Origin of the sequence: Ligaoa zhengdingensis, assembly GCF_014384885.1 — a bacterium.
Taxonomy (GTDB): Bacteria; Bacillota; Clostridia; order Oscillospirales; family Ruminococcaceae; genus Ligaoa; species Ligaoa zhengdingensis.
The window spans coordinates 1-20032 of sequence record NZ_JACRST010000006.1 but is presented as its reverse complement, the minus strand read 5'-3'; the positions used below and the strand labels follow the sequence as shown (position 1 = coordinate 20032).

25 protein-coding genes and 1 pseudogene are annotated in these 20032 nt (G+C 52.8%); 24 read left to right on the top strand and 2 right to left on the bottom strand.

Annotated features, from left to right (window positions below):
• The first annotated feature begins 126 nt into the window (after positions 1-126).
• The 16 genes from H8711_RS05920 (at position 127) to H8711_RS05845 (ending at position 13051) form a co-directional block, all read left to right on the top strand.
• Positions 127-573, top strand: coding sequence for a phBC6A51 family helix-turn-helix protein (locus H8711_RS05920; protein ID WP_249282547.1), 447 nt, complete (start codon positions 127-129; stop codon positions 571-573).
• Positions 509-1744 carry a PBSX family phage terminase large subunit gene (locus tag H8711_RS05915; RefSeq protein ID WP_249282546.1) on the top strand — a complete coding sequence of 412 codons (1236 nt, stop codon included), beginning with the start codon at positions 509-511 and terminating at the stop codon, positions 1742-1744. Before H8711_RS05920 ends, H8711_RS05915 begins: the two co-directional genes overlap by 65 nt.
• The gene (locus H8711_RS05910) at positions 1744-3156 is read left to right on the top strand and encodes a phage portal protein (protein WP_249282545.1); all 1413 of its coding nucleotides are present in this window, start codon (positions 1744-1746) and stop codon (positions 3154-3156) included. Before H8711_RS05915 ends, H8711_RS05910 begins: the two co-directional genes overlap by 1 nt.
• Positions 3153-4754: a minor capsid protein gene (locus H8711_RS05905; RefSeq protein ID WP_249282544.1), complete on the top strand. Its 1602-nt coding sequence runs from the start codon at positions 3153-3155 to the stop codon at positions 4752-4754. Before H8711_RS05910 ends, H8711_RS05905 begins: the two co-directional genes overlap by 4 nt.
• Positions 4723-4893 (top strand): hypothetical protein, encoded by a 171-nt coding sequence (locus tag H8711_RS05900; protein ID WP_249282543.1) that lies wholly within the window; start codon positions 4723-4725, stop codon positions 4891-4893. Before H8711_RS05905 ends, H8711_RS05900 begins: the two co-directional genes overlap by 32 nt.
• Before the next feature lie 117 nt (positions 4894-5010).
• On the top strand, positions 5011-5799 hold the full coding sequence (locus H8711_RS05895; protein ID WP_249282542.1) for a phage scaffolding protein: 789 nt from the start codon (positions 5011-5013) through the stop codon (positions 5797-5799).
• A 4-nt stretch (positions 5800-5803) separates the two neighbouring features.
• A complete protein-coding gene (locus tag H8711_RS05890) occupies positions 5804-6781 on the top strand; it encodes a hypothetical protein (RefSeq protein ID WP_249282541.1) in 978 nt (325 codons plus the stop codon).
• 11 nt (positions 6782-6792) lie between these two features.
• Positions 6793-7152 carry a head-tail connector protein gene (locus H8711_RS05885; RefSeq protein WP_249282540.1) on the top strand — a complete coding sequence of 120 codons (360 nt, stop codon included), beginning with the start codon at positions 6793-6795 and terminating at the stop codon, positions 7150-7152.
• 10 nt (positions 7153-7162) lie between these two features.
• Entirely contained in the window at positions 7163-7516 is a 354-nt protein-coding gene (locus H8711_RS05880; protein ID WP_249282539.1) for a hypothetical protein, read from the top strand.
• Positions 7513-8013 carry a hypothetical protein gene (locus tag H8711_RS05875; RefSeq protein ID WP_249282538.1) on the top strand — a complete coding sequence of 167 codons (501 nt, stop codon included), beginning with the start codon at positions 7513-7515 and terminating at the stop codon, positions 8011-8013. Before H8711_RS05880 ends, H8711_RS05875 begins: the two co-directional genes overlap by 4 nt.
• 9 nt (positions 8014-8022) lie before the next feature.
• Complete coding sequence (locus H8711_RS05870; protein ID WP_249282537.1) at positions 8023-8502, top strand: phage tail terminator family protein; 480 nt, start codon at positions 8023-8025, stop codon at positions 8500-8502.
• Positions 8496-9758, top strand: a complete 1263-nt coding sequence (locus H8711_RS05865; protein ID WP_249282536.1) for a phage tail sheath subtilisin-like domain-containing protein — start codon at positions 8496-8498, stop codon at positions 9756-9758. The genes H8711_RS05870 and H8711_RS05865 overlap by 7 nt, the downstream gene beginning before the upstream one ends.
• A gap of 13 nt (positions 9759-9771) precedes the next feature.
• Positions 9772-10221, top strand: a complete 450-nt coding sequence (locus H8711_RS05860) for a phage tail tube protein (RefSeq protein ID WP_249282535.1) — start codon at positions 9772-9774, stop codon at positions 10219-10221.
• Between the two features lie 5 nt (positions 10222-10226).
• Positions 10227-10610 (top strand): hypothetical protein, encoded by a 384-nt coding sequence (locus H8711_RS05855; RefSeq protein WP_249282534.1) that lies wholly within the window; start codon positions 10227-10229, stop codon positions 10608-10610.
• 175 nt (positions 10611-10785) lie between these two features.
• The gene (locus H8711_RS05850; protein ID WP_249282533.1) at positions 10786-12213 is read left to right on the top strand and encodes a hypothetical protein; all 1428 of its coding nucleotides are present in this window, start codon (positions 10786-10788) and stop codon (positions 12211-12213) included.
• On the top strand, positions 12206-13051 hold the full coding sequence (locus H8711_RS05845) for a hypothetical protein (RefSeq protein ID WP_249282532.1): 846 nt from the start codon (positions 12206-12208) through the stop codon (positions 13049-13051). Before H8711_RS05850 ends, H8711_RS05845 begins: the two co-directional genes overlap by 8 nt.
• 52 nt (positions 13052-13103) lie before the next feature.
• On the opposite strand, the gene H8711_RS05840 is transcribed toward H8711_RS05845, so the two are convergent.
• Both H8711_RS05840 and H8711_RS05835 read right to left on the bottom strand, forming a co-directional pair.
• Positions 13104-14393, bottom strand: a complete 1290-nt coding sequence (locus H8711_RS05840; protein WP_249282531.1) for a zinc-ribbon domain-containing protein — start codon at positions 14391-14393, stop codon at positions 13104-13106.
• Positions 14394-14525: 132 nt separating this feature from the next.
• Positions 14526-14846: a hypothetical protein gene (locus tag H8711_RS05835; protein ID WP_249282530.1), complete on the bottom strand. Its 321-nt coding sequence runs from the start codon at positions 14844-14846 to the stop codon at positions 14526-14528.
• Positions 14847-15281: 435 nt separating this feature from the next.
• Between H8711_RS05835 and H8711_RS05830 the strand changes: the two genes are divergently transcribed.
• The 8 genes and pseudogenes from H8711_RS05830 to H8711_RS05795 form a co-directional block, all read left to right on the top strand.
• Positions 15282-15497 (top strand): AbrB/MazE/SpoVT family DNA-binding domain-containing protein, encoded by a 216-nt coding sequence (locus tag H8711_RS05830; RefSeq protein ID WP_249282529.1) that lies wholly within the window; start codon positions 15282-15284, stop codon positions 15495-15497.
• Positions 15498-15510: 13 nt separating this feature from the next.
• Positions 15511-16263 (top strand): BRO family protein, encoded by a 753-nt coding sequence (locus H8711_RS05825; protein ID WP_249282528.1) that lies wholly within the window; start codon positions 15511-15513, stop codon positions 16261-16263.
• A gap of 24 nt (positions 16264-16287) precedes the next feature.
• Positions 16288-17274: an XkdQ/YqbQ family protein gene (locus tag H8711_RS05820; protein WP_425516150.1), complete on the top strand. Its 987-nt coding sequence runs from the start codon at positions 16288-16290 to the stop codon at positions 17272-17274.
• Between the two features lies 1 nt (position 17275).
• Complete coding sequence (locus H8711_RS05815) at positions 17276-17647, top strand: DUF2577 family protein (protein WP_249282526.1); 372 nt, start codon at positions 17276-17278, stop codon at positions 17645-17647.
• Positions 17648-17650: 3 nt separating this feature from the next.
• Entirely contained in the window at positions 17651-18037 is a 387-nt protein-coding gene (locus H8711_RS05810; RefSeq protein WP_249282525.1) for a DUF2634 domain-containing protein, read from the top strand.
• Positions 18030-19109: a baseplate J/gp47 family protein gene (locus tag H8711_RS05805; protein WP_249282524.1), complete on the top strand. Its 1080-nt coding sequence runs from the start codon at positions 18030-18032 to the stop codon at positions 19107-19109. The genes H8711_RS05810 and H8711_RS05805 overlap by 8 nt, the downstream gene beginning before the upstream one ends.
• Positions 19109-19675 (top strand): putative phage tail protein, encoded by a 567-nt coding sequence (locus H8711_RS05800; RefSeq protein ID WP_249282523.1) that lies wholly within the window; start codon positions 19109-19111, stop codon positions 19673-19675. Before H8711_RS05805 ends, H8711_RS05800 begins: the two co-directional genes overlap by 1 nt.
• A gap of 34 nt (positions 19676-19709) precedes the next feature.
• Positions 19710-20032, top strand: a pseudogene (locus H8711_RS05795) (hypothetical protein); the annotation flags it as partial.

Here is a 20032-nt window from a genome sequence, read left to right as displayed (position 1 = left end):
ACAAGCAGAGATCTACGAATAAGCCCGTATAGCGGGCGTACCTCCTTTCAAGCCCTGGGGCTGACCACCCCGGGGCTACAAATAAGCGCCAAAGGGCGAGAAGATAATCAAAAGTGTGGTGGTGATGTGACGACAAAACGAAACAAAACGATGCTCGGGAAAAAACAGCTCAAGGCGGCGGAAATGTTATCAAACCCTGATTTCAGCGGGACAATTACGCAGTTATGCGAGTGTATTGGTGTCGCAAGGTCTACATTTTACCGGTGGCTTGAGGACGAGACGTTCCGCGGTTGCGTGGATGGCCTGATCGATAGATATACGGACAGCGAGTTGTCACGTGTCTGGAAGGCCCTTATGCGCCGTGTTGACGCCGGGGATATCCAGGCGATCAAGCTGTATTTTGAGCTCAAGGGCAAATACAAGCAGGGCATCGGCAGAGACGCCGAAGAAAAGCCAGACAACGGACTGATCAAGGCAATCGAGCAAGGCGCAAAGGAGGTGTGGGAAGATGTACAAGACGTTCAGCCGCAAGCAGATGCAGGTAATGACCTGGTGGGCCCACCCGACGATTAGCAAGCAATACAATGCAGTGATCTGTGACGGATCAATTCGCGCGGGCAAGACGTTGTCCATGTCCACGTCCTTCCTTCTGTGGGCGATGACCAAATTTGACGGCTGTTCCTTTGCGATCTGTGGAAAGACGGTGTCCAGTTGCCGGCGAAACGTCGTCACACCGCTACTGACGGAGATGGCGGGCGAGATGCAGTGCGAGGACCGGGTCAGCAAAAATTATCTGGAGATTTCTCATCAAGGGAGGAGCAACCGATTTTATATCTTCGGCGGCAAAGATGAAAGCAGTGCAGCATTAATCCAGGGAGTGACCTTGGCCGGGGTGCTGTTCGACGAGGTGGCGCTGATGCCGCAGTCGTTTGTGGAACAGGCAACGGCCCGCTGCTCGGTGGACGGGTCCAAGTTCTGGTTCAACTGCAACCCGGAGCACCCGTTCCACTGGTTTTATCTCGAGTGGATTTGCAAGCGGGACGAGAAAAAAGCGCTGTACCTGCACTTCACGATGGACGACAATCCCTCGCTCTCCCAGGAGATCAGAGAACGGTACGGGGGAATGTACTCCGGTGTGTTCTATGATCGGTTTATTCGCGGCAAATGGGTGGTGGCGCGGGGGCGGGTCTACCCAATGTTCAGCGAGGATTTTCATGTAGTTCGGACGGAGCCGCGGCCGTATGACCGCTACGTCATATCCATCGACTACGGCACAGTCAATCCATTTTCCGCGGGCCTGTGGGGGCGATGCGGCGGCCGGTGGTATCGTGTGGCGGAATACTATTGGGATAGCCGGGCAACCAACATCCAGCGCACCGACGAGGAGCATTATATTGAGCTGGAAAAGCTCGCCGGGAGGCACCCCATTGATCGCGTGGTGATCGACCCGTCTGCGGCAAGCTTCATCCAGTGCATCAGGAGGCACGGGAAATTTATGGCTAAACAGGCGGTCAACGACGTGATGTTCGGAGTCAATCGCGTGGCGCAACGGCTCCAGGACGGCACCTTGCGGATTAACGATTGCTGCAAGGACATCCGGCGCGAGTTTGCCGTCTACAGCTGGGACGACAAAGCGCTTGAGGATAAGCCTCTCAAGGAGCATGACCACACGATGGACGATATGCGCTATTTTGTCGCCACGGTGATCGACCCGCCCGGCGGGCTGAGGATAGGGGGAATTTAATGGACTATGCACAGGCGCTCCGTCTGCTGGCAAAATATGTGCCCCAGCAGCAGAAATTTAACGCGATAGCGCAAAAAGGCATAGACTACTATGAAAATCGGACAGATATTGTGCAGCACGGAATGCAACAGGTCGAATTTGCAAAGGATTGGCACAGGAAGAACGGAGAAAATCCGCTGCGGACGGCGGACAACCGCATCCCGACCAACTGGCACAAAATTTTAGTGGACCAGAAGGTGGGGTACATGTTTACATACCCACCGCAGTTTGACGTGAAAGATGGCAAATCTGGCTCGGAAGTGACCGACCTGGTAAAAGAAACGTTGGGTGACTGCTACGAAAAAGTGATAAAGCAACTGGCGACCGACGCATCCAACACCGGCCGGGCATGGCTGTGCTACTGGTACGACCATGGGAGGCCGTTTGACTACCATTTCATATCTCCGTTGCAGGTGATCCCGGTATACGATCCGGACAGCATCAAGCCAAAGCTCAAGTATCTGATCCGCCGGTACAGCACCGAGGACGAAAGCGGCCGAACAATCACCAAAAATGAGATATGGACCGACCGGGATGTGACTTACATAGACCAGTCCGTGAGCGGATCGGAAGATCGCGGAACAGTGACGCACAATTACGGCCGCATCCCGTTCATTGAGTTCAGAAACAACGAATCTGAGCTGTCAGACCTGGTTATGTATCAAAGAGTTATAGACAGCATCGATAAAGTGATCTCCGGCCTCGCCAACGACATGGATGATGTGCAGGAGATATTGTTTGTGCTAAAGGGTTACAACGGAGAAAACCGGAGGGCGGAATACGTTGAGCGGCCGGACGGTACGGTCAAAGAGGTGCCGAAGGAGATTAATGTCCTGTTGGAGGCCAAATTGCGCAAATTCTTCTCTGTGGACGGAGAGGGCGGCGTGGATGTGCTGCGGGCGGAAATCCCGTTTGAGGCGCGCAAGGCGTACATGGAGATGCTGATTAACCAACTGTACATCTCGGCCATGGCGGTTAACCCGGATCCGGACAAGACCGGAAACCAGAGCGGCGTGTACATCGAGTTCCTATATTCTTTGTTGGAGCTGAAGGCCGGGCTTATGGAGACCGAGTTCCGCCCGGCGCTGGGCGAATTCTTGCGGGCGATCCTAAGATACCTCGGTTTGCCGGAGGACACGCAGATCGAACAGATATGGACCCGCAACAAGCCGCGCAACGACAGCGAGACGGCACAGATCATCGCGGGCACCTCAGATCAGGTTATGTCGGACGAAACCAAGACCAAGGTGCATCCGCTGGTGGAGGACTGGCGAGAAGAACGCAAGCGGATTGAGCAGGAGCAGCGGAAAAAGCAGGAAGACCTGCTCGACCAATACCAGATGCAGCAGCCGCAGGCGGGTGAGGGCGAATGACCTATTGGGAGCGGCGCAAACTTGCCGCTCTGCGCCGGATGGAATCAACAACACTTAACCAGATATCGGAGATCATCACGGCGTTTGAGCAAGCAAAAAAAGGCGTTGAAGCAGAGGTGCAGTCCTTCTACGGGCGGTATGCCGAGCACAACAAGGTGACGTTAGAGCAGGCGCAAAAGGCGTTGAGCCCAAAGGAGCTGCACAACTTCCACGACCGCCTCAAGGACTATGAGCGGCTGGCAAAGCGGGCAATCGGGACGTTTGACCTTCAGGTCGATAACCTCTCTACCAGGGCCCGTATCACCCGTCTGCAAGCGCTCGAGATGGATATTGACGCGATCCTGCAAGAACTGTACCAGCGTCAGCGGGACGGCGTCGAGGGCGCTGTGGGGCGACTCTACACCGATCAATACTACCGTGCGCAGTTTGATCTCTCTAAGGCGTCCGGGTGTCTGATTAACTTTGCTAAGGTGGATCAGACTGCAATCAGTGCGGTTATGGCCTATCCGGTTATGGGCGCAGACCTCTCCTCCCGGCTGTGGCGGCAAGATGTAGACATCGGTTTTCGCATCCGGCAGACGCTCGGCAGGATGTTCGCGGAAGGGCGACCAGCGCAGGACTTTGCGGACGACCTCGCCAAGGCGATTGGCGCAGTACAGGTGGACAAGGACGGCAATGTTACTGGCGCAGGAAAAAAGTTTGAGGCATACCGGCTATTGTATACTGAAGCAGCTTATGCCAGTGAACGGGCATCACAGCAAGCGTATCAGGATGACGGCATTGAGCGGTATCAATACCTAGCGACCTTTGACACCGATACTTGCGGTATATGCGGAGCGCTGGACGGCAAGACTTTTGAGGTCAAGGATGCGGTGCCTGGGGTAAACAGCCCGCCGATGCATCCATTCTGCCGCTGCACGACCATTCCGGTGATTGATGGGCTAAAGAGCGTGGCGGGCGAGCGCGCGGCGCGCGACCCAAAGACGGGCAAGACCATAACGGTGCCGGGTGACATGACTTACAGGGAGTGGTATAATCGGTATGTAAATGGAGATCTGAACGATATCAAATTGGAAAACATCAAAGTGACCGATGAGGCCATACGCAAGGTGCCGAAGATCGAGGTGTCTGGGTTAACAGATCAACAGAATTTGACGCTACAGCAGAAGCATCAAGAATTGCTTAGAATTGCAAGGGATAGACCGGTTGGGACAGAGGTGGCGATTGGCCTGGATGACAATCTCGAGGAAACTGGGCGTATGATCGGCGAGGCGTATAGTGTACGCCCGCCGACGGATGGAGCGACGATTATACTCCACAACCACCCAAGCGGCAACACATTTACGATCGAGGATATTTCAGTATTCGCGTTGCATGAAAATTTGCGCGTAATTACCGCAGTTGGCAATGACGGTAGCTTGTATGCAATTGAAAAAACCGCTGAGTTTGAGTTTGCCGGGATGTATCAGGCGCTCCGGCGAGCAATGCAAGCAACACCGGACTATCTGGATTCGCCGGAAAAATATTTGAAAATGGTAAGGGACTTTCTGACGGGAGGAAAATCATATGGAATCAGATACCAAGAAAAAGCCGACTGATAAGCCGAGACTATATTCATTGGACGAATTAACACTCGATGGAAATTTAGATCGAGAGAGATTACTGGCGACACTGGATGCGAAGTACCAAGAGGAACTCGAGAAAAAAAAGAAGCAGGACGAGACCGCCAAGCGATGAGCAAGGCGGTTTTCTTATGCCTATTTTGAGGAGGAACTGATATGGCAAACGCTTATTTCGCCCTAAAATTTTGCTGTGCTATCGCCGTGCTGCTCATTTTTGTGGTATGGCTTGTTTTTGAGCTTCTTGGATGGATTAGAGGGAGGAGGTGATCCAGATATCTCCCGGCGCGGGGTAAGGCGCCGCCCTGAGCAAGGCGTAAAAGGCTCTTTTGTTATATCTATCTTGCCGACCCTGCCGGCGTTTAAATACAGGGCCCGCGCAGCGCTGGGCAGCAGCGCATCTATAAGCCAAAAGCATCATCGCGGGAGAAAGGAAAGTATGGAATTTTTAAAGTCTGTTTTTGGGGACAGGGCACTTACCTATGCGGAGCTAGAGGCCGAACTAAAGAACAACAAGGAAATCAAGCTCGGTAATCTTGCCTCTGGTCAGTATGTGGACAAGGGCAAGTATGAGGCGCTGGAAACCCGGGCAAACGGGCTGCAAACCCAGCTCGACGGCGCAAACAAGGCAATCGGCGAGTTTAAAAAACTGGATGTTGAGGGCATCAAAAAAGCAGCGAAGGATTGGGAAGCAAAGTACACCACTGAGACGCAAGCGCTCAACGCCAAGCTGGAGCAGCAGAAAAAGGACAGCAGAATTGACCTTGCCCTGGTAGAAGCCAAGGCAAAAAATGTGAAAGCGGCACGCGCTCTGCTTGATGTCGATAAGGTCAGCCTGGACGGCGACAACCTGATCGGCCTAAAAGATCAGTTGGAAGCAGTCGCAAAAGCAAACCCGTTCTTGTTCGGTGAGGAAACAGGGAACCCGGGGCCGCCCGTGAGCGGAAAAACACCGGGAGGAATGGATGACATGAGCACATGGCGGGCCGAAGCCGGCTTGCCGACGATTACAAGTAAGGAGTGATTGAATGGCAATTAACACTTTTGCAGAAAAAGCACTGAAATTTTTGTCGGTTCTGGATGAGGTGTACGCACTGCAATCCAAGACCGCAAACCTCGACAACGCAGCGTTGACACAGAGCTTTGTCGGGACCAATAAGATCAAACTGCCGAAAATCTCGGTGGATGGCGCAGGAAATTACGACCGCGACGCCGGATATGCACAGGGCGGTGTGTCGGTGAGCTACGAGGAGCACACTTTGAAGTACGATCGCGGACGAAAGTTCCGCATTGACGTGGTCGACGACGATGAAAGCGCTTTTGCGCTGTTCCGGCAGGTCACGCTTCAGTATGTGCGAACCCGAGAAATTCCGGAGATCGACGCGATCCGTTTCATGGAGATTTACAACGCTGCATCCCGTTCCGGTTCCCTTGGTACGGTGGTGGAAAAAGACCTGACCAGCTCCGACAAGGCGCTTGCCCTGTTCGACGCAGCCGAAAAGACGTTGAACGAAAAAGAGGTGCCGGAAGAGGGACGTGTGCTATACTGCACCAATGATTTTTACGAGATGCTCAAAAACACCGACGCGATTTCCCGCCGCCTGGATGTGAACGGCAATAACGGCGACATCAACCGCCGCGTGGCGATGCTGGATGGAATTACGCCGATCATCAAAGTACCGCAGGTGCGCTTTTATTCCAAGGTGAAACTGCTGGACGGCACCAGCGAGAGCGAGAAAAAAGGCGGATATGAAGTTGTAAATGCCACTACTGGAGAAAATGCGGTGGTTGGAACCAAGGACATCAACTTCATTTATGCGAATCGTGACGTCCTCCGCGGAGTTGTCAAACGCAATGTGTCAAAGATTGTGACCCCGGAGCAGAACCAGAGCGCAGACGCATACGACGTGTTCTACCGCATCCACCACGACCTGATTGTGCGTGACAATGAGACGGCTGCAATCTATGTGCACACCAAAAAGACCGCGCACGCCGCGGGCGCATAAGGGGTGAGAGCATGACCGGCGAGGACATCCTGAAAGAGTGGGTGCGCCGCGGCTACTTGACGCATACGGAATCGATGGCGCAGAAGGAAAAGCACTTGTCTTACATCGACCAGGCAAAGGAATCCATACTTAACTACTGCAATATCCCCGTCAGGGCGAATATGCCGGACGGGCTTTTTTATGCCTGGGTGGAAATCGGTTGGGCGGCGGAAACAGCAGAGACGGGACAATCCGGCACCGGCGCAGTTAAGGCAATCACAGAGGGCGACACGACGGTGACGTTCGCGACTGGCGACGTTGCCGCCGCGTCCCTCTCCGGCGCGATGCAAGCCCATAAAGCGGTACTTAACCAATACCGCAGGTTGTTTTAGGGGTGAGGGCATGAATCTGAATCAACAATCCGTTCAAGCTGCCCGCGCGGCATTGCAATCCATGTGGGGCGACATCTGTGAGATATGGCGCGCCACAAAGGCCGGAAACGTCAAAAAAGAAACCCGGCGATATGCCGGCGTGCGCTGTCACCTCTCAACCAAGACACTTCCGCAGCTTACACAGGACAACGCCGGCGCAACTGCAACGCAGTATATGGTGTACTTTGACCCTGCGCAGGACGTTACGGAGGGGGACACCCTTCGGCTCGTTCACAAGGGGCGTAAATACCTGTGTATCGTCGGCCGTGTACACGAGTACAACGTCAACAAGGTCGCGCCCGTAGAGGTGGTGGAGATCGCGTGAGACAGGTTGAAATCAACAGTCAATCCATGGAGGAATACCGGAAGCAGTTAGAACAGCTCGGTGCGTCTTTCGACCTAGTTGCACGCCGGATTGTAACACAGGAAGCAAATCTAGGGTGGAAGAAAGTAAAACAGCTGACCCCCGTGGGAAAGCATCCGAACCCGGTTGAATTTACGATTACAAGAGGGGAAAAGGCCGGGAAAAAGGTGAGATTTTACACAAAAATAAAACTCGTTGGCGGCACAATGCGACGCGGGTGGGAAAAGATGTTGACCTCCAAAGCAGGGCCGAAATGGGTGAGCGGATACGCTAATAACGTCCGGTATGCGCTCTATGTAAACAGCGGCCACGCAATCAAAAACACTAAAAGCGGGCCGATCAAGGGTTATTATCCGGGGCAGCACATGCTTGAGAAAAGCACTGACTACGTCAAGCGGTCGCTGCCCTCGCTGTTTCAGGATGAGATCAACCGGTTAAAACGGAAAACAGGATTTTAGGAGGAAACTATGCGGGAAAACGTCATCATCGACCAGGCGATGCAGGATGGGATCACGGCCTCGAGACTCAATATTTCGGATCACCTCAAGCTCGCACTGGGAAACCGGCTGGCGGAACTGTTCCCGGCCTGCTCCGTTTATCTGTCCCCGCAGCAACAGGGAGTGGATACGCCTGCCGTGTTCGTCAGTTTTTACAATTTAGCAAACGGTAAACGCATCGGTAGGCTATCGGAGTATGAATTTGGTGTAGAGATCGCCTATCTTGCGCGCAGCGAGTTGGATCAAACCGAGCTATGGGGCGCCGTATTTTTGATTGAACAGCAAATTAGCGCGGTAGATAGCGAAATTGGCGGATTTACGTGCTACGACAAAAACGGGGAAGTGCTGGAGAACACCGCGCAGGTGACGGCGGCCTTCCGTGCGGATGAATTGACCGTGGACGACGGAGAACTGATAACAAAGGCAGAAAAGGAGTTGAAGCTATGGTAAATGCGACCATCCCCGGCACCTATGTAGAAATTAAGGCGGGGCAGCGCGACACAGCGGCCGTTTCCGGTGTTGTGGCAATGCCCCTTGCTTTGAGCTGGGGCGACCGGGTGATCGAGCTTGCAAGCGGCGAGAACCCGCTGCTGAAGCTCGGATATAAAATCAATGATGCAAAGATTAAACTGATACGCGAGGTGATGAACTACGCGAACGGCCTGATCCTGTACCGCCTCAACGAGGGCGAAAAGGCACAGGGGACCGTTGGCGGCGCGACGGTCACTGCGGCATACGGCGGTGATCGCGGAAACGATATATCGGTAACGGTGAAAGCTGTCACCGGCGGGTATCAGGTAAAGACTTTCCTTGGCACGGCAGAGGTGGATTCCCAGGTGATTGCCTCGGTCGCCGGGTTCAGGGCAAATGGATTTGTCGAGATCACCGGCAGTTCAATCGCTGCGGGCACCGCGAAGCTCACTGGCGGCTCCGATGGAACCGTGGAGGGTACGGCATACGACGAGTGGCTGGAGGAGCTGGAGCAGTGGGAATACAACGTGATCGCTTACACCGGAACTGATACCGCGACCATGACGAAGATTCAACAGTATGTTGACGCGAAAAATGAAGCAGGGTGCCCGATCCAGGCCGTCATGTGCGGCAGCGGGTTTGATGACCCGTATATCATCAACAACACGGTGGGCGGCAAGACCACCGGCTATGAGCTGACTGCGGCGGAAGCCTGTGCAACCATGGCGGGCATCCAGGCGGCGTGCGGAATTTCGCAGAGCGCAACTTACTACTATCCTGTGAGTGGCTGGACGGATGTGTCTCCGCGCCTCACAGAGGCAGCCCAAGAGCTGCGCACGCAGGCGGGCGAGACCCTGTTTGTGTACAAACACGGCCGGGTCATGGCGCTGTACGACATCAACAGCCTGACCACATACACCGACGAGCGGCCGGAGGAATTTCACAAGAATCTCGTAGTTCGCACCTACGGCCAGTATTCCCGCGATCTTCAGGAGCTGCTCGATACCCGCGCCGTGGGTCAAATCCGCAACAGCGTAGACGGTCGCAACCAGATCAAGGGCATGATCTACGAGATGACCACGCGCGAGTACAGCGATAAGGGATATGTCATTGATTTCACAGCGGACGATATTGTGGTAGAGCCGGGCACGAAGCGCGACGAAGTGGTTGCCGGCGTAAATCTGCGTGTGGCTGATACGACGGATAAGATTTACGTGACAGTGACGGCGCTGTAAAAGGAGGGATTGTATGGAAAAGAAAAGATTGCAAGAATTACCCGCCGGCAGGGACGGCGAAGGGTATATCACGGTGGACGGCCGGGTGCTGAGCGCATTCCGCATCACCAAGGTTTCCGCACGGGTGGAGGCCAAGAAGGATTCGCGGCAGTTTTTGGGTGAACGCATGGAACAGAACGCGATCCGCGGCATCAAGGGCGCAGGCGATTTATCCTATGCGCACGCCTCGGGGGCGTTTGTTCAGGCGATGAAGGAATACAAGAACACCGGGGTATACCCGGATATCACGATCCAGTATTACGCTGAGAAGGCCGCCACAGGCCGCTGTGAGGTGATTTTGACTGGCGTAATCTTGGATTCTGTGAGCTTCGGCGAACTATCCGACGACAGCGACAGCCTTATTGTCAATGACAGCGCGTTCACCTTTGACGACTTCGATATCATCAGCAACTTTAAGGAGTAACAAGTATGAAGAGCTTGAACAACTTTTTGAATCCCAAGCGAAAGCCCAACCTAAAATTCAAGCTGGAAGCATTCGACGAAGAATTTGAAATGCGGCAGCTCACCGCAGACGAGGACTTGAGGGTGAGCCGACAGGTGCGCGAGAAGGGTGAAAGCAGCGAAGAAATCATGGTGCGGTATGTTGCGGAATCCATGGTGGTGCCCGATCTACACAACAAAGAACTGCTCGACGCGCTGTCTGAGCGAGAGGGGCGCAAGATTCTGGACCCGGTGCAGGCACTCAAATGTATCGTCAACGGGCCGGAACTCAGCGTCCTTGTGTCGGTTTACATGGACTACGCAAATGCTACTGTCAGCTTCTCAAAAAAGGTGGAAGAGGTAAAAAACTGATTGAGCAGGGCGAGGACGGGTTTTTCCAATATGCCCACCTCGCCCTGCAAAATCACAACATTCTTCCGCGCGATTTTATGTCGCTTCCGGTGTTTGACCGCGCTTTTATCGTTGCAAGCGACCTATACGCAGCCCAGAGGATGCGGAAAAGCGTGGAAAATTGAGGGGGTGAAGTATGGCGCAGACATTGGCCGCTGTATTTGAGTTAACCGACCGATACACGGCAAATATCAAGAAGATCATTCAGGCGCAGGAAGAATACGAGAAAAAGCAGGAGCGCATCGACAAGGCAACTGATGAGTTCAATGCAAAAATGGGCGAGATCGGTACGGCGGCGAACAAAGGCGCTGGCGGACTTAACACCCTGATCGGCAGGATGTCGGGCTTGGTCTCTGTGGCGTATCTCGCAAAAAAGGCCCTCGACGGGACATTTGCGGCGATTAATACAGCGGCATTACAGAAAGTGCAGGAGACAACTTTCCAAGCGCTGCTCAAAAGCGACGAGGCTGGTTCTGCACTGTACAAATATGTAGGGGCTTACGCAGAGGTTTCAGCCCTTGGGCGCGAGGATGTTGCCAAAGGTGTGACCTCCTTCATGACTGTGACACGGGACATCGACCAGATCGAGCGGCTTATCAAGATGACCGAACGGCTATATGCCAAGGACCCCACGCAGGGCGCGGAAGGCGCAGTGTTCGCGCTCAAAGAGGCCCTGGCCGGGGATGTCCTGTCCATGCGCAACCGCTATGGCATTACAGGGCTTTCGGGCGAAAGCTTACGCGCAGCGGATGCGGCCGGGAAGATCGACCAGATCGACGCAGCACTCAACCAATTCGGGGCGACGCAGGAGGTTGTAGACCGCAACTTTAACAGCTTACTGACACAGGCAAACATATTTTCAAGCAACCTGAAAACTGAGATCGGTGAGCAGGCCACGCCGGTGATGAACAATCTCGCGCAGGTGATGGCCCGCCTCAACGCAAACATGGAAGCGGGCAAGTATCAGCCGTTTATCAACCTCATGGTGAACGGCATGAGGTTGATTGGCAACGGGATCGCATGGGTAATGGAGAACGCGGACAAGCTGATCCCTGTCCTAGGCGGCGTGGTAACGGGACTGTTAGCTTACAAAGCGGCGCAGCAGGGCGCAGCGCTGTGGACAATGATTACGGATATTGCTGTAAAAGGGCTTACCGGAAATTGGGCGGAAGCAATTGGAATCCTGGCTGGCGTTACAGCGGCCGCCTGGGGCCTCTCTGCGGCATTTTCCGCCATTGACGCACAAATTGACACCACCAGCTTAGACGAATACAAGAGCGCCGCGGGAACCGCCATGCAGAGCATCCCCGTGGAGATCGCCAATGAAGACCCATTGAAGGTCACCGGCGAGGTGGAAATCGAGCAGGAAAATATGAAATATCTTATGGACATCGCCGGGGCAAAGTTTTTTGCACAGTATTCCACCGCCACCCTCGCACCGCAGTACATCGTGCAAAATCAGACAATCACCAAGGATGCCGACTGGATGGAGGGCTATCGCGTATTGGGCGATATGGTCAAAGAATCGGCGGCGTCCATGCCGGGAGGAGTATACGATGGGTAATTACAAGGTCTATTTGGGCAACCTGACAATCTATCAGGTATCAGCGGTGGACAGCGACGCAAAGCGCGACCTCGCCGTCTACGACGGGGTGGAGCAGGGCAAGTTCCCGGTGGCGAAGAACCCAGACCTGCACACTTGGACGGTCTCCTGTGAGCTGACCGCCAACCGCATCAACGTGGACGGCTGGGAACCCGCGCAGGACATTTTCAAGGAGCTGGACAAGATGATGCAAAGCAAAGACCCCGACCGTCTGGTGATGGTCGGGGACTGCGGCAAGGTATCTGAACTTGTGCTGGTCAAGGGGTACAGCCAAACCGAAAAATATGAAGGCGTGTACAGCGTCAAGCTCCAGCTTACGCAATACAAAGAGGCTAGTGTACGCACGCAGGATGTGCCGTATATTCCAAGGCCGGGCAAGGTGCCGGAGATGCCAAAGGAGGTGGTGTTCAAGTCTACCGCTGATGTGGCACAAGCACTGATGCCGAAATGGTCAGACTACACGCCAGTTGGAGGCAACAACAGTCCGAAAGAGGGGAGCGCCATATCAGCCTATAGGATGACATTCACAGACGGACAGGGCAATTTTTACACAAATCCTAATACGATACCAATCGGCAAGACAATTTATAATATCACAAGCAACGGCTATGTTCCCGGCATGACCAAAAGAGAATATGAAGCATCAAAAAGAAGTCCATCATTGGGAAATGACAAAACAAGAATGCAGAGAGAACATCATGTGGAAGTGGAAGCAAAAAGGACGCAAGAGACGTTTAATGCGATGAGTAAGGCGATAGAAGAGTACAGAGTTACCCAAAAAGTCCCAATAAGCAGATAAAGGCAAACAACCCAATGGAAGCCGGTTAATATGCTTCGTGAATTCCTTAATGTTATTTTGCGTTGGTATATGCGTCAAAAAAGCTTGCTTCCGCGCCTTCATAATAAATATTCCCAATGCGCCCATTGGGATCTACATAATAACCGTCCTCAACGTCAAAACTATTCGAATCATCACCTATCAGCGGCCCCTCTCCTGCAAAATCGTGTTCCCAAACGATAACTTCTCCATTATCATTTGGGATAACTTGAGCCTGCGAAGATGAATCGACTATTGTATCGCTAGGTTCATCAGACTGATCGTCAATAAAAACGGTTCCGTCGAACGAAAAATATACCAAGCCGAAGTCGCTATCAGCGGTAAACTTCACACCAACAACATATGGGTGATCCGTATCCCCATAATCTACTTTTGATGCGATATAGTGAGTATCATTTTTTACAGTATAAATTTCTGGATAATACCAACCAAGCTTATCATATTTACTAATTCCATTTTCACTTAAAAACGATTTAATAACCATAATAGATATTTTATGCGCATCGTTTTTATAGTCTAACGACGGAATAGTCGAAGATTCGACGCTTGATGATAAGGATGCCGCGCTGTCTTGAACCGACCGCTTATCTTTCGACAGCACGCTCCCATCCCTGAAAGTAATATAAGCATAGTCTGCATCGCCTTTAATGCGCCAGACCATAATGGCATTTTTACCACTTCCGTGGGTTTCCTTGCCAGATGATCCAACCACATCAAGAACATGCTCCTGATCCATTCCAGGTTGTATATAATAATAGTCCGTTAAGGACATCTCAGGTGCGCTTTCAATACCTCCTGATTTTCCAGCAACCCCGTTCCCCACTGTTTTTGAATAATTCACAAACAGTCCAAAGATAACAAATATGGCGCATATGATCGCCATCCATTTGAAGCACTGTAAACATCCGCTGCCTTCATTCTGTGGCAATTTCGTGCGTCCGAAAGGCGATTCTGTTTTTACCGGTTTTGGAGCAGTTGGCTCTTCTGTATTCGTTTGTTGCGCGTTATTACATACGGAGCAGATAAAAAACGGGTAGCTATCCGGCAATGTAGCACCGCACTTGCGGCACTTCCTTCCGGCGTGCTCTCCGCGATCACCCTCTTCATCTTTTGAAGCTTTGTTTATACATTCTACAACGCCCTTACAAGTTCCGCATATGTCATCAGGGTAATCGTTTCTTAGTTCGGCACCGCAGACGCGGCACTTTTTGGCGGACTGCCTTGGCTCGGATTGAGATTTTCCGCAAAACTTGCAAAATGTGCTGTCATCGTCAATTTGTTGCCCGCAATGCTTACAATACACAACAACACCCTCCTGCCATTGTCGTATTTTGTTATATTATACCACTGACCAGTGTCGCATTAGGGCGAAACTTTAGGGTTGAGCGGGTAAAAAAATAAGGCCAGAATCCCGGCCTAAAAATAAATCTATATATCACGCTCTGCCCTTAATCAATTGCAGCTCAAAGGCATTGCGGGCAGTGACGGTTTCCACGTCAGTGACTTTACCTTCCAGCGCGTCAACCTTGCGGCCGACCGCCTCTACCGCCTCAACAACCTCGCTGCGTGTGGCGGCAAAGCCCTTGTCCATTTTGTCGCTCAGCGCCTTTACATCCTGTTGAATTTCGGTTGTAATCTTTTCTACCGACGCAAGGCGGCTATCCATTGCCTCAATCCTACTGTCCATTGCCTCAATCCTACTGTCCATCGCCTCTAATTTTTCTATGATCTTGACAAGCATTTCGTTGTTATCCATTTTAGCGCCCCCTTTTGTTTTTATTATACCGCATCTGCTGGGGGACAGCAAGCACAATCTGAGCAGCAAGAAAATTTGTAAAACCTCTTGACTTTATGCATTGCATTTAACATAATTTATGCAAGGCAGAAAGTGAGGTGATGAAGTGTCGCCAAGAACAGGAAGGCCGAAAGTGAATGACCCGAAAGCAATAAACTTTACGCTTCGGCTGGACGGGGAAACCAACGAACGACTGATAAAATACTGCAAAGATCACAGTATCAGCCGAGCGGAAGCTATTAGGCAAGGCATTCATCTTCTTTTGGCACAAAAATAAAGAGAGCGCCCGTTGCAGCCCTGAGAAGCAAACACGGAACGCTCGCACACCGCCCCCGAAGGTTTGGTAAATCCAATATATCATACCTCCGGGGGATTTACAACAAGGAGGTTTTACAAATGCTATCGACAGTCAGAAAAATCAAGAAGGACATGCACCTGCACGTCCCAACCATGGCTCTCCGTAATTTCGGAGTTCATGAAGGAGATGAGGTTGAATTTCAAATCACATCGCAAGGCATTTTGATTACACCGGCCAACGAAACACCCTTGAGCATTTCAGTCACCGAGAAGGGACGCGCGGCCTGCAACAGCTTTTGGAGCCCGAGTTATTGAAAGGAGACAGAGAATGAACGAACTACAAATTTTTGAGTACCAGAACAACGAAGTCAGAACAATCGAGCGGGGCGGGGAGCCCTGGTTTGTGCTGAAGGATGTATGTAAAATTTTGAATATCGGGAATCCCGCAGATGTTTACAATCGACTTGATGATGATGAAAAGGGGGTCGGTCAGATCGATACCCTTGGTGGTACACAAAAAGCGAATATTGTCAACGAATCCGGGCTGTACAATGTCATCCTCCGCTCGGATAAACCGGAAGCGAAACCATTCCGCAAGTGGGTAACGTCCGAGGTGCTCCCCAGCATCCGCAAGCACGGCGCGTACATGACCCCGGAAACGTTGGAAGCCGCAATCTTCAACCCCGATACCATCATCCGCATTGCAACAGCCCTGAAGGAGGAACAGGACAAGCGCAAAGCCTTGGAGGCCACTAACGCCGCATTGACCGTAGACAACCAGATTATGAAGCCCAAGGCGGAATATTTTGACGAGCTGGTAGACCGGAATCTGCTTACAAACTTCCGCGAGACTGCAAAACAGTTGGAGGTTGGGGAGCGGGAATTCATCCGGTTCCTGCTCGACAAGAAGTTTATTTACCGGGACAAGAAGGGAAAGCTCCTCCCTTATGCGGATAAGAACAACGGCCTGTTTGAAATCAAAGAATGCTATAACGAGAAGACCCAGTGGAGCGGGACGCAAACCCTTGTCACTCCAAAGGGGCGGGAGACGTTCCGACTGTTATATCTGAAAGCTGCATAAAACTATCAAAGGCGCGCCGCCGCAATAGGTTGGCGTGCCTTTCCATATCCAAAGCGAGGTGATACCATCCTATTAGTCGGCAGCAACGATCTTAGCGAGATCACCAGCAATATCAAATTTCAAACCAACTGGAACAACGGCGCGGGCAGCCTCACGTTTGAGTACCCAGCAGCGCGAGCGGGCCCGTTTCCCAACGGCTCCACCGTGATTTTTACCTACGGCGGGGCCAATGTATTTTATGGGTTCTTGTTCAAGACACGCCAAAACCGCGACACATGCCAGTGCACAGCATATGACCAACTCCGATACCTCAAAGCCAAATACACCATCATGCGCCCAGTGGAACCGCTGGACGCATTTTTAAACCGCGCGTGCGCCACCATCGGCGACCGCATCCGGCTGGGGCAGGTGGACAAAACCGAAATCAACCTGGGCAAATACTTTTTCGATAATCAATCCCTGTTGGATATGATCTATCAGAGCATCCAGGACAACTTGCTGCTCAACAGCTATTACTACACGCTACGGGACAATTTCGGCGCAATCGACCTGCGGGACACCGTAGACTTGCGCTTACCTCTGGTGATCGGCGACAGCAGCCTTGCAACTGGGTTTGAGCATACCAAGAGCATCGATGACGACAGCTACAACTATATCGTGGTGGCAAAGGACGACAAGGCGGCTGGCGTGCGCAACACCTATGTGTCGGAGGACAGCGCAAACATTGGGCAATGGGGCAAGCTCATGCACTATGAGAAGGTGAGTGCAGACCTCAATGAAGCCCAGCTTAAGGACCGCGCGGCGCGGCTGTTGGCGCTCAAAAACCGGGAAACAGTGTCCTTGTCGGTGGAGTGCGTGGGGGATATGCGCGTGATCGCGGGCAGCGGCGTCAAGGTGGAAATTGAAGAAGCGGGGCTGGATATGTGGGCGTTGGTAGACAGCGCGACCCATACCTTTGAGGGGAGCAATCACACGATGAAATTGAATCTGAGATATGGGTGGTGGTACTGATATGGCCGATCTTGTGACGGAGATCAAACGAATCGTAAAAGAATACATCGAAAATGAGGGAATGGCGGATGTACTGTACGGAACCTACACTGGCGCGGGTGTCAAACTGGAAAGCAAGCCGGTAGAGGTAGGGCTTGACATGGTTGACATCCCCCGGCACCTGCAAACCATCCGGGGGGAAATCTCGTTCACCGTTACCAAGGATGACACCGGCAGCGACGGGCAGAAGATATTGAGCGCAGAACCGGAGATTGAAAGCATCACCGTGAATAGATTGCCGGTCACAATTCAAACCGGGCTATCTCCCGGAGAGCGCGTCGCAGTGGTGCAGAAGCGAGGCGGGCAGCGCTATGCCATTATTGATAGGATGTGAGCTATGAGTGTACTAAAGACCTATGGGCAGGATGCTGGAATCAAGCCGTCCAAGACCTACCGGCTGAACGGCGACCGGTTGGCGGGCAAAATTGACGGACTGGAAGCTGTAGCGCAGGCGGTGAAACTGATCCTTTCCACCGAACGATTTCGATATCTTATCTATTCCAACGACTACGGTGTAGAAATGGATGAACTGATTGGAAAGCCGCGTTCTCTCGTGGCCGGAGACATCCAGCGAAGGATCGAGGAGGCGTTGGGGCAGGACGACCGCGTAACTGGGGTGGAAGATTTCGAGCTCACCTTTGATGGCGAGGCGGCGCATGTCAAATTCACAGTGACCACACAGTTCGGGGGTATCACCGAGGAAAGGAGCGTGCCGTTTGGCTGAAAATTATGAGTACAAAGAAATATTGAGCGAGATGCTGGCTGAAGTCCCAGACGATCTGGACAAACGCGAGGGCAGCATCATCTATAACACCCTCGCGCCGGCGGCGGTGTTGATCGCCCAGCAAAATTATCAGTTGGGATATCTGTTTAATCTCTTGTTTGCAGATACCGCAACCGATATCTGGCTTGACCGCGTGGTGAACGATTTCGGTGTCACGAGGGAAGCGGCGAGCAACGCAATTCGACAGATCAACCTATACGACGCCGATGGCACCCCGATGGATGCGGCGTTGGGTGCGCGGTTCATGGTCGAGGATATCACCCTGAAACTAACCGAGAAGCTGGAAACCGGCAAATACAAAGCAGAAGTTGAGCAGACTGGAACCACTGGGAACCTTTACGGCGGTGACATTCTACCGACCGACAACATCAACGGCCTGGGCCGCGCAGAGCTAGTGGCACAGCCCTTGATCCCTGCACGTGATGAAGAGACGGACGACGAGTTGCGCGAACGATTTTACAGCGCTATCCGGCGCGCTCCGTTCGGAGGAAACATTGCTGACTATGAGGAAAAGACGCTGTCAATCGACGGCGTGGGCGCGGTGCAGGTGTTTTCCGCCGTCACCGAGGGTGTGGGAAACGTGGGCCTGGTGATCGGGGACGAGCAGGGAAACACCGCGACAGAGGAATTGGTGGAGGAAGTGCAAAGCCTCATGGGCAGCGACGGGACCGGCATCGCACCGATTTTCCACACGGTGACGGTGAAAACCTCGACCAATTTGCCGGTGAATGTCACGGCATCTGTGAAGCTCAAAACGGGAACCAGCTTTTCGGTCGTCAAGCCTGTAGTGGAGGGCGCGATCCAGGACTATATAGAAGGTGTGGGATTCTCCGACGAAACGGTCTTTCACGCGAAACTGGTTTCCGACATTCTCAACAGCCATGAAAGTATTGTCGATGTCGGCGCAGTAACGATCAACGGCAGCGCCGGCAATCTCGCGCTCTCCAAGACGTTTGCGTCCTTCCAAGTGCCGGTCGTCGGTGCAGTTGCGGTAAGCGAGGTGACGAGCTGATGTTTTATGATGATCCAGCGGATTATAAAGGTCTGTTGCCGGAGCTGTTTCAAGGTGTTGTGGAGATCGACGCGCTAGCGAACTGCATTAACATCCAAATCAACAAGTTATCCGCTCGCATAAAAACGGCGGTAAAAAACAAGTCGGTGTTGGAGGCGGATGAGCAGGGGATCGAAAGGTGGGAAAAAATTCTCGGTGTATCTGCGCCGCTGGACGGGACAATAAAATCCCGGCGCGAAGCGCTGCTGGCCCGGCTTGCGTCGAAACCGCCGATCAGTGTGACAGCGCTCAAGGAGATCATCGAGAAGTACATGGGCGTGCCGGTGGACATTTCGGTCAAAGACTATGTGATTAGAGTGACCTACCGCGGCGAAAGCAAGGCAGTGGACTTGACCCCGCTATACTCAACGTTGTACGAGATGATTCCGGCGAACCTAATTCTAGAAATCGCTTACCTGTATCTGACTTGGTCGGAACTTGAGGCGCAGTCATTGACGTTTGCGGGGCTGGATGCGAAGGGTATGGATTGGGACGAATTTGAAAGGGGTGAATGGATTGTCAACTAAAATTTCCGCATTTACGGCGCAAGAGGCCGTCAGCATGGAGAATTTCAATGCGCGGATTACTGAGATCAACGATTTTGCGGATGAGGCGGATGCGACCCTCGCGGCACACACCGGAAACAAATCAAATCCGCACGGTGTAACAGCGGCGCAGGCGGGAGCGGCCCCAGCGTCTCATGTGTCTGACAGCACCAAGCACATCACGTCGTTGGAGCGAACGGCCTGGAACGCCAAGGTGGCGAAGTCCACCCTAACCACCAAAACCCTGTCCAAGACAGGCTGGACAGGCAGTGAGCCCCCCTTTACCTACAGCCTGTCGGTGTCCGGCGTGACAAGCAGCAGCGTGCAGGAGATATTACC

Excerpts from the sequence above, each read along its gene's own strand:
- H8711_RS05915 (WP_249282546.1), top strand. The coding sequence starts at position 509 with ATGTACAAGACGTTCAGCCGCAAGCAGATGCAGGTAATGACCTGGTGG.
- H8711_RS05910 (WP_249282545.1), top strand. The coding sequence starts at position 1,744 with ATGGACTATGCACAGGCGCTCCGTCTGCTGGCAAAATATGTGCCCCAG.
- H8711_RS05905 (WP_249282544.1), top strand. The coding sequence starts at position 3,153 with ATGACCTATTGGGAGCGGCGCAAACTTGCCGCTCTGCGCCGGATGGAA.
- H8711_RS05900 (WP_249282543.1), top strand. The coding sequence starts at position 4,723 with ATGGAATCAGATACCAAGAAAAAGCCGACTGATAAGCCGAGACTATAT.
- H8711_RS05890 (WP_249282541.1), top strand. The coding sequence starts at position 5,804 with ATGGCAATTAACACTTTTGCAGAAAAAGCACTGAAATTTTTGTCGGTT.
- H8711_RS05885 (WP_249282540.1), top strand. The coding sequence starts at position 6,793 with ATGACCGGCGAGGACATCCTGAAAGAGTGGGTGCGCCGCGGCTACTTG.
- H8711_RS05880 (WP_249282539.1), top strand. The coding sequence starts at position 7,163 with ATGAATCTGAATCAACAATCCGTTCAAGCTGCCCGCGCGGCATTGCAA.
- H8711_RS05870 (WP_249282537.1), top strand. The coding sequence starts at position 8,023 with ATGCGGGAAAACGTCATCATCGACCAGGCGATGCAGGATGGGATCACG.
- H8711_RS05865 (WP_249282536.1), top strand. The coding sequence starts at position 8,496 with ATGGTAAATGCGACCATCCCCGGCACCTATGTAGAAATTAAGGCGGGG.
- H8711_RS05860 (WP_249282535.1), top strand. The coding sequence starts at position 9,772 with ATGGAAAAGAAAAGATTGCAAGAATTACCCGCCGGCAGGGACGGCGAA.
- H8711_RS05855 (WP_249282534.1), top strand. The coding sequence starts at position 10,227 with ATGAAGAGCTTGAACAACTTTTTGAATCCCAAGCGAAAGCCCAACCTA.
- H8711_RS05850 (WP_249282533.1), top strand. The coding sequence starts at position 10,786 with ATGGCGCAGACATTGGCCGCTGTATTTGAGTTAACCGACCGATACACG.
- H8711_RS05845 (WP_249282532.1), top strand. The coding sequence starts at position 12,206 with ATGGGTAATTACAAGGTCTATTTGGGCAACCTGACAATCTATCAGGTA.
- H8711_RS05835 (WP_249282530.1), bottom strand. The coding sequence starts at position 14,846 with ATGGATAACAACGAAATGCTTGTCAAGATCATAGAAAAATTAGAGGCG.
- H8711_RS05830 (WP_249282529.1), top strand. The coding sequence starts at position 15,282 with ATGCTATCGACAGTCAGAAAAATCAAGAAGGACATGCACCTGCACGTC.
- H8711_RS05825 (WP_249282528.1), top strand. The coding sequence starts at position 15,511 with ATGAACGAACTACAAATTTTTGAGTACCAGAACAACGAAGTCAGAACA.
- H8711_RS05815 (WP_249282526.1), top strand. The coding sequence starts at position 17,276 with ATGGCCGATCTTGTGACGGAGATCAAACGAATCGTAAAAGAATACATC.
- H8711_RS05810 (WP_249282525.1), top strand. The coding sequence starts at position 17,651 with ATGAGTGTACTAAAGACCTATGGGCAGGATGCTGGAATCAAGCCGTCC.
- H8711_RS05800 (WP_249282523.1), top strand. The coding sequence starts at position 19,109 with ATGTTTTATGATGATCCAGCGGATTATAAAGGTCTGTTGCCGGAGCTG.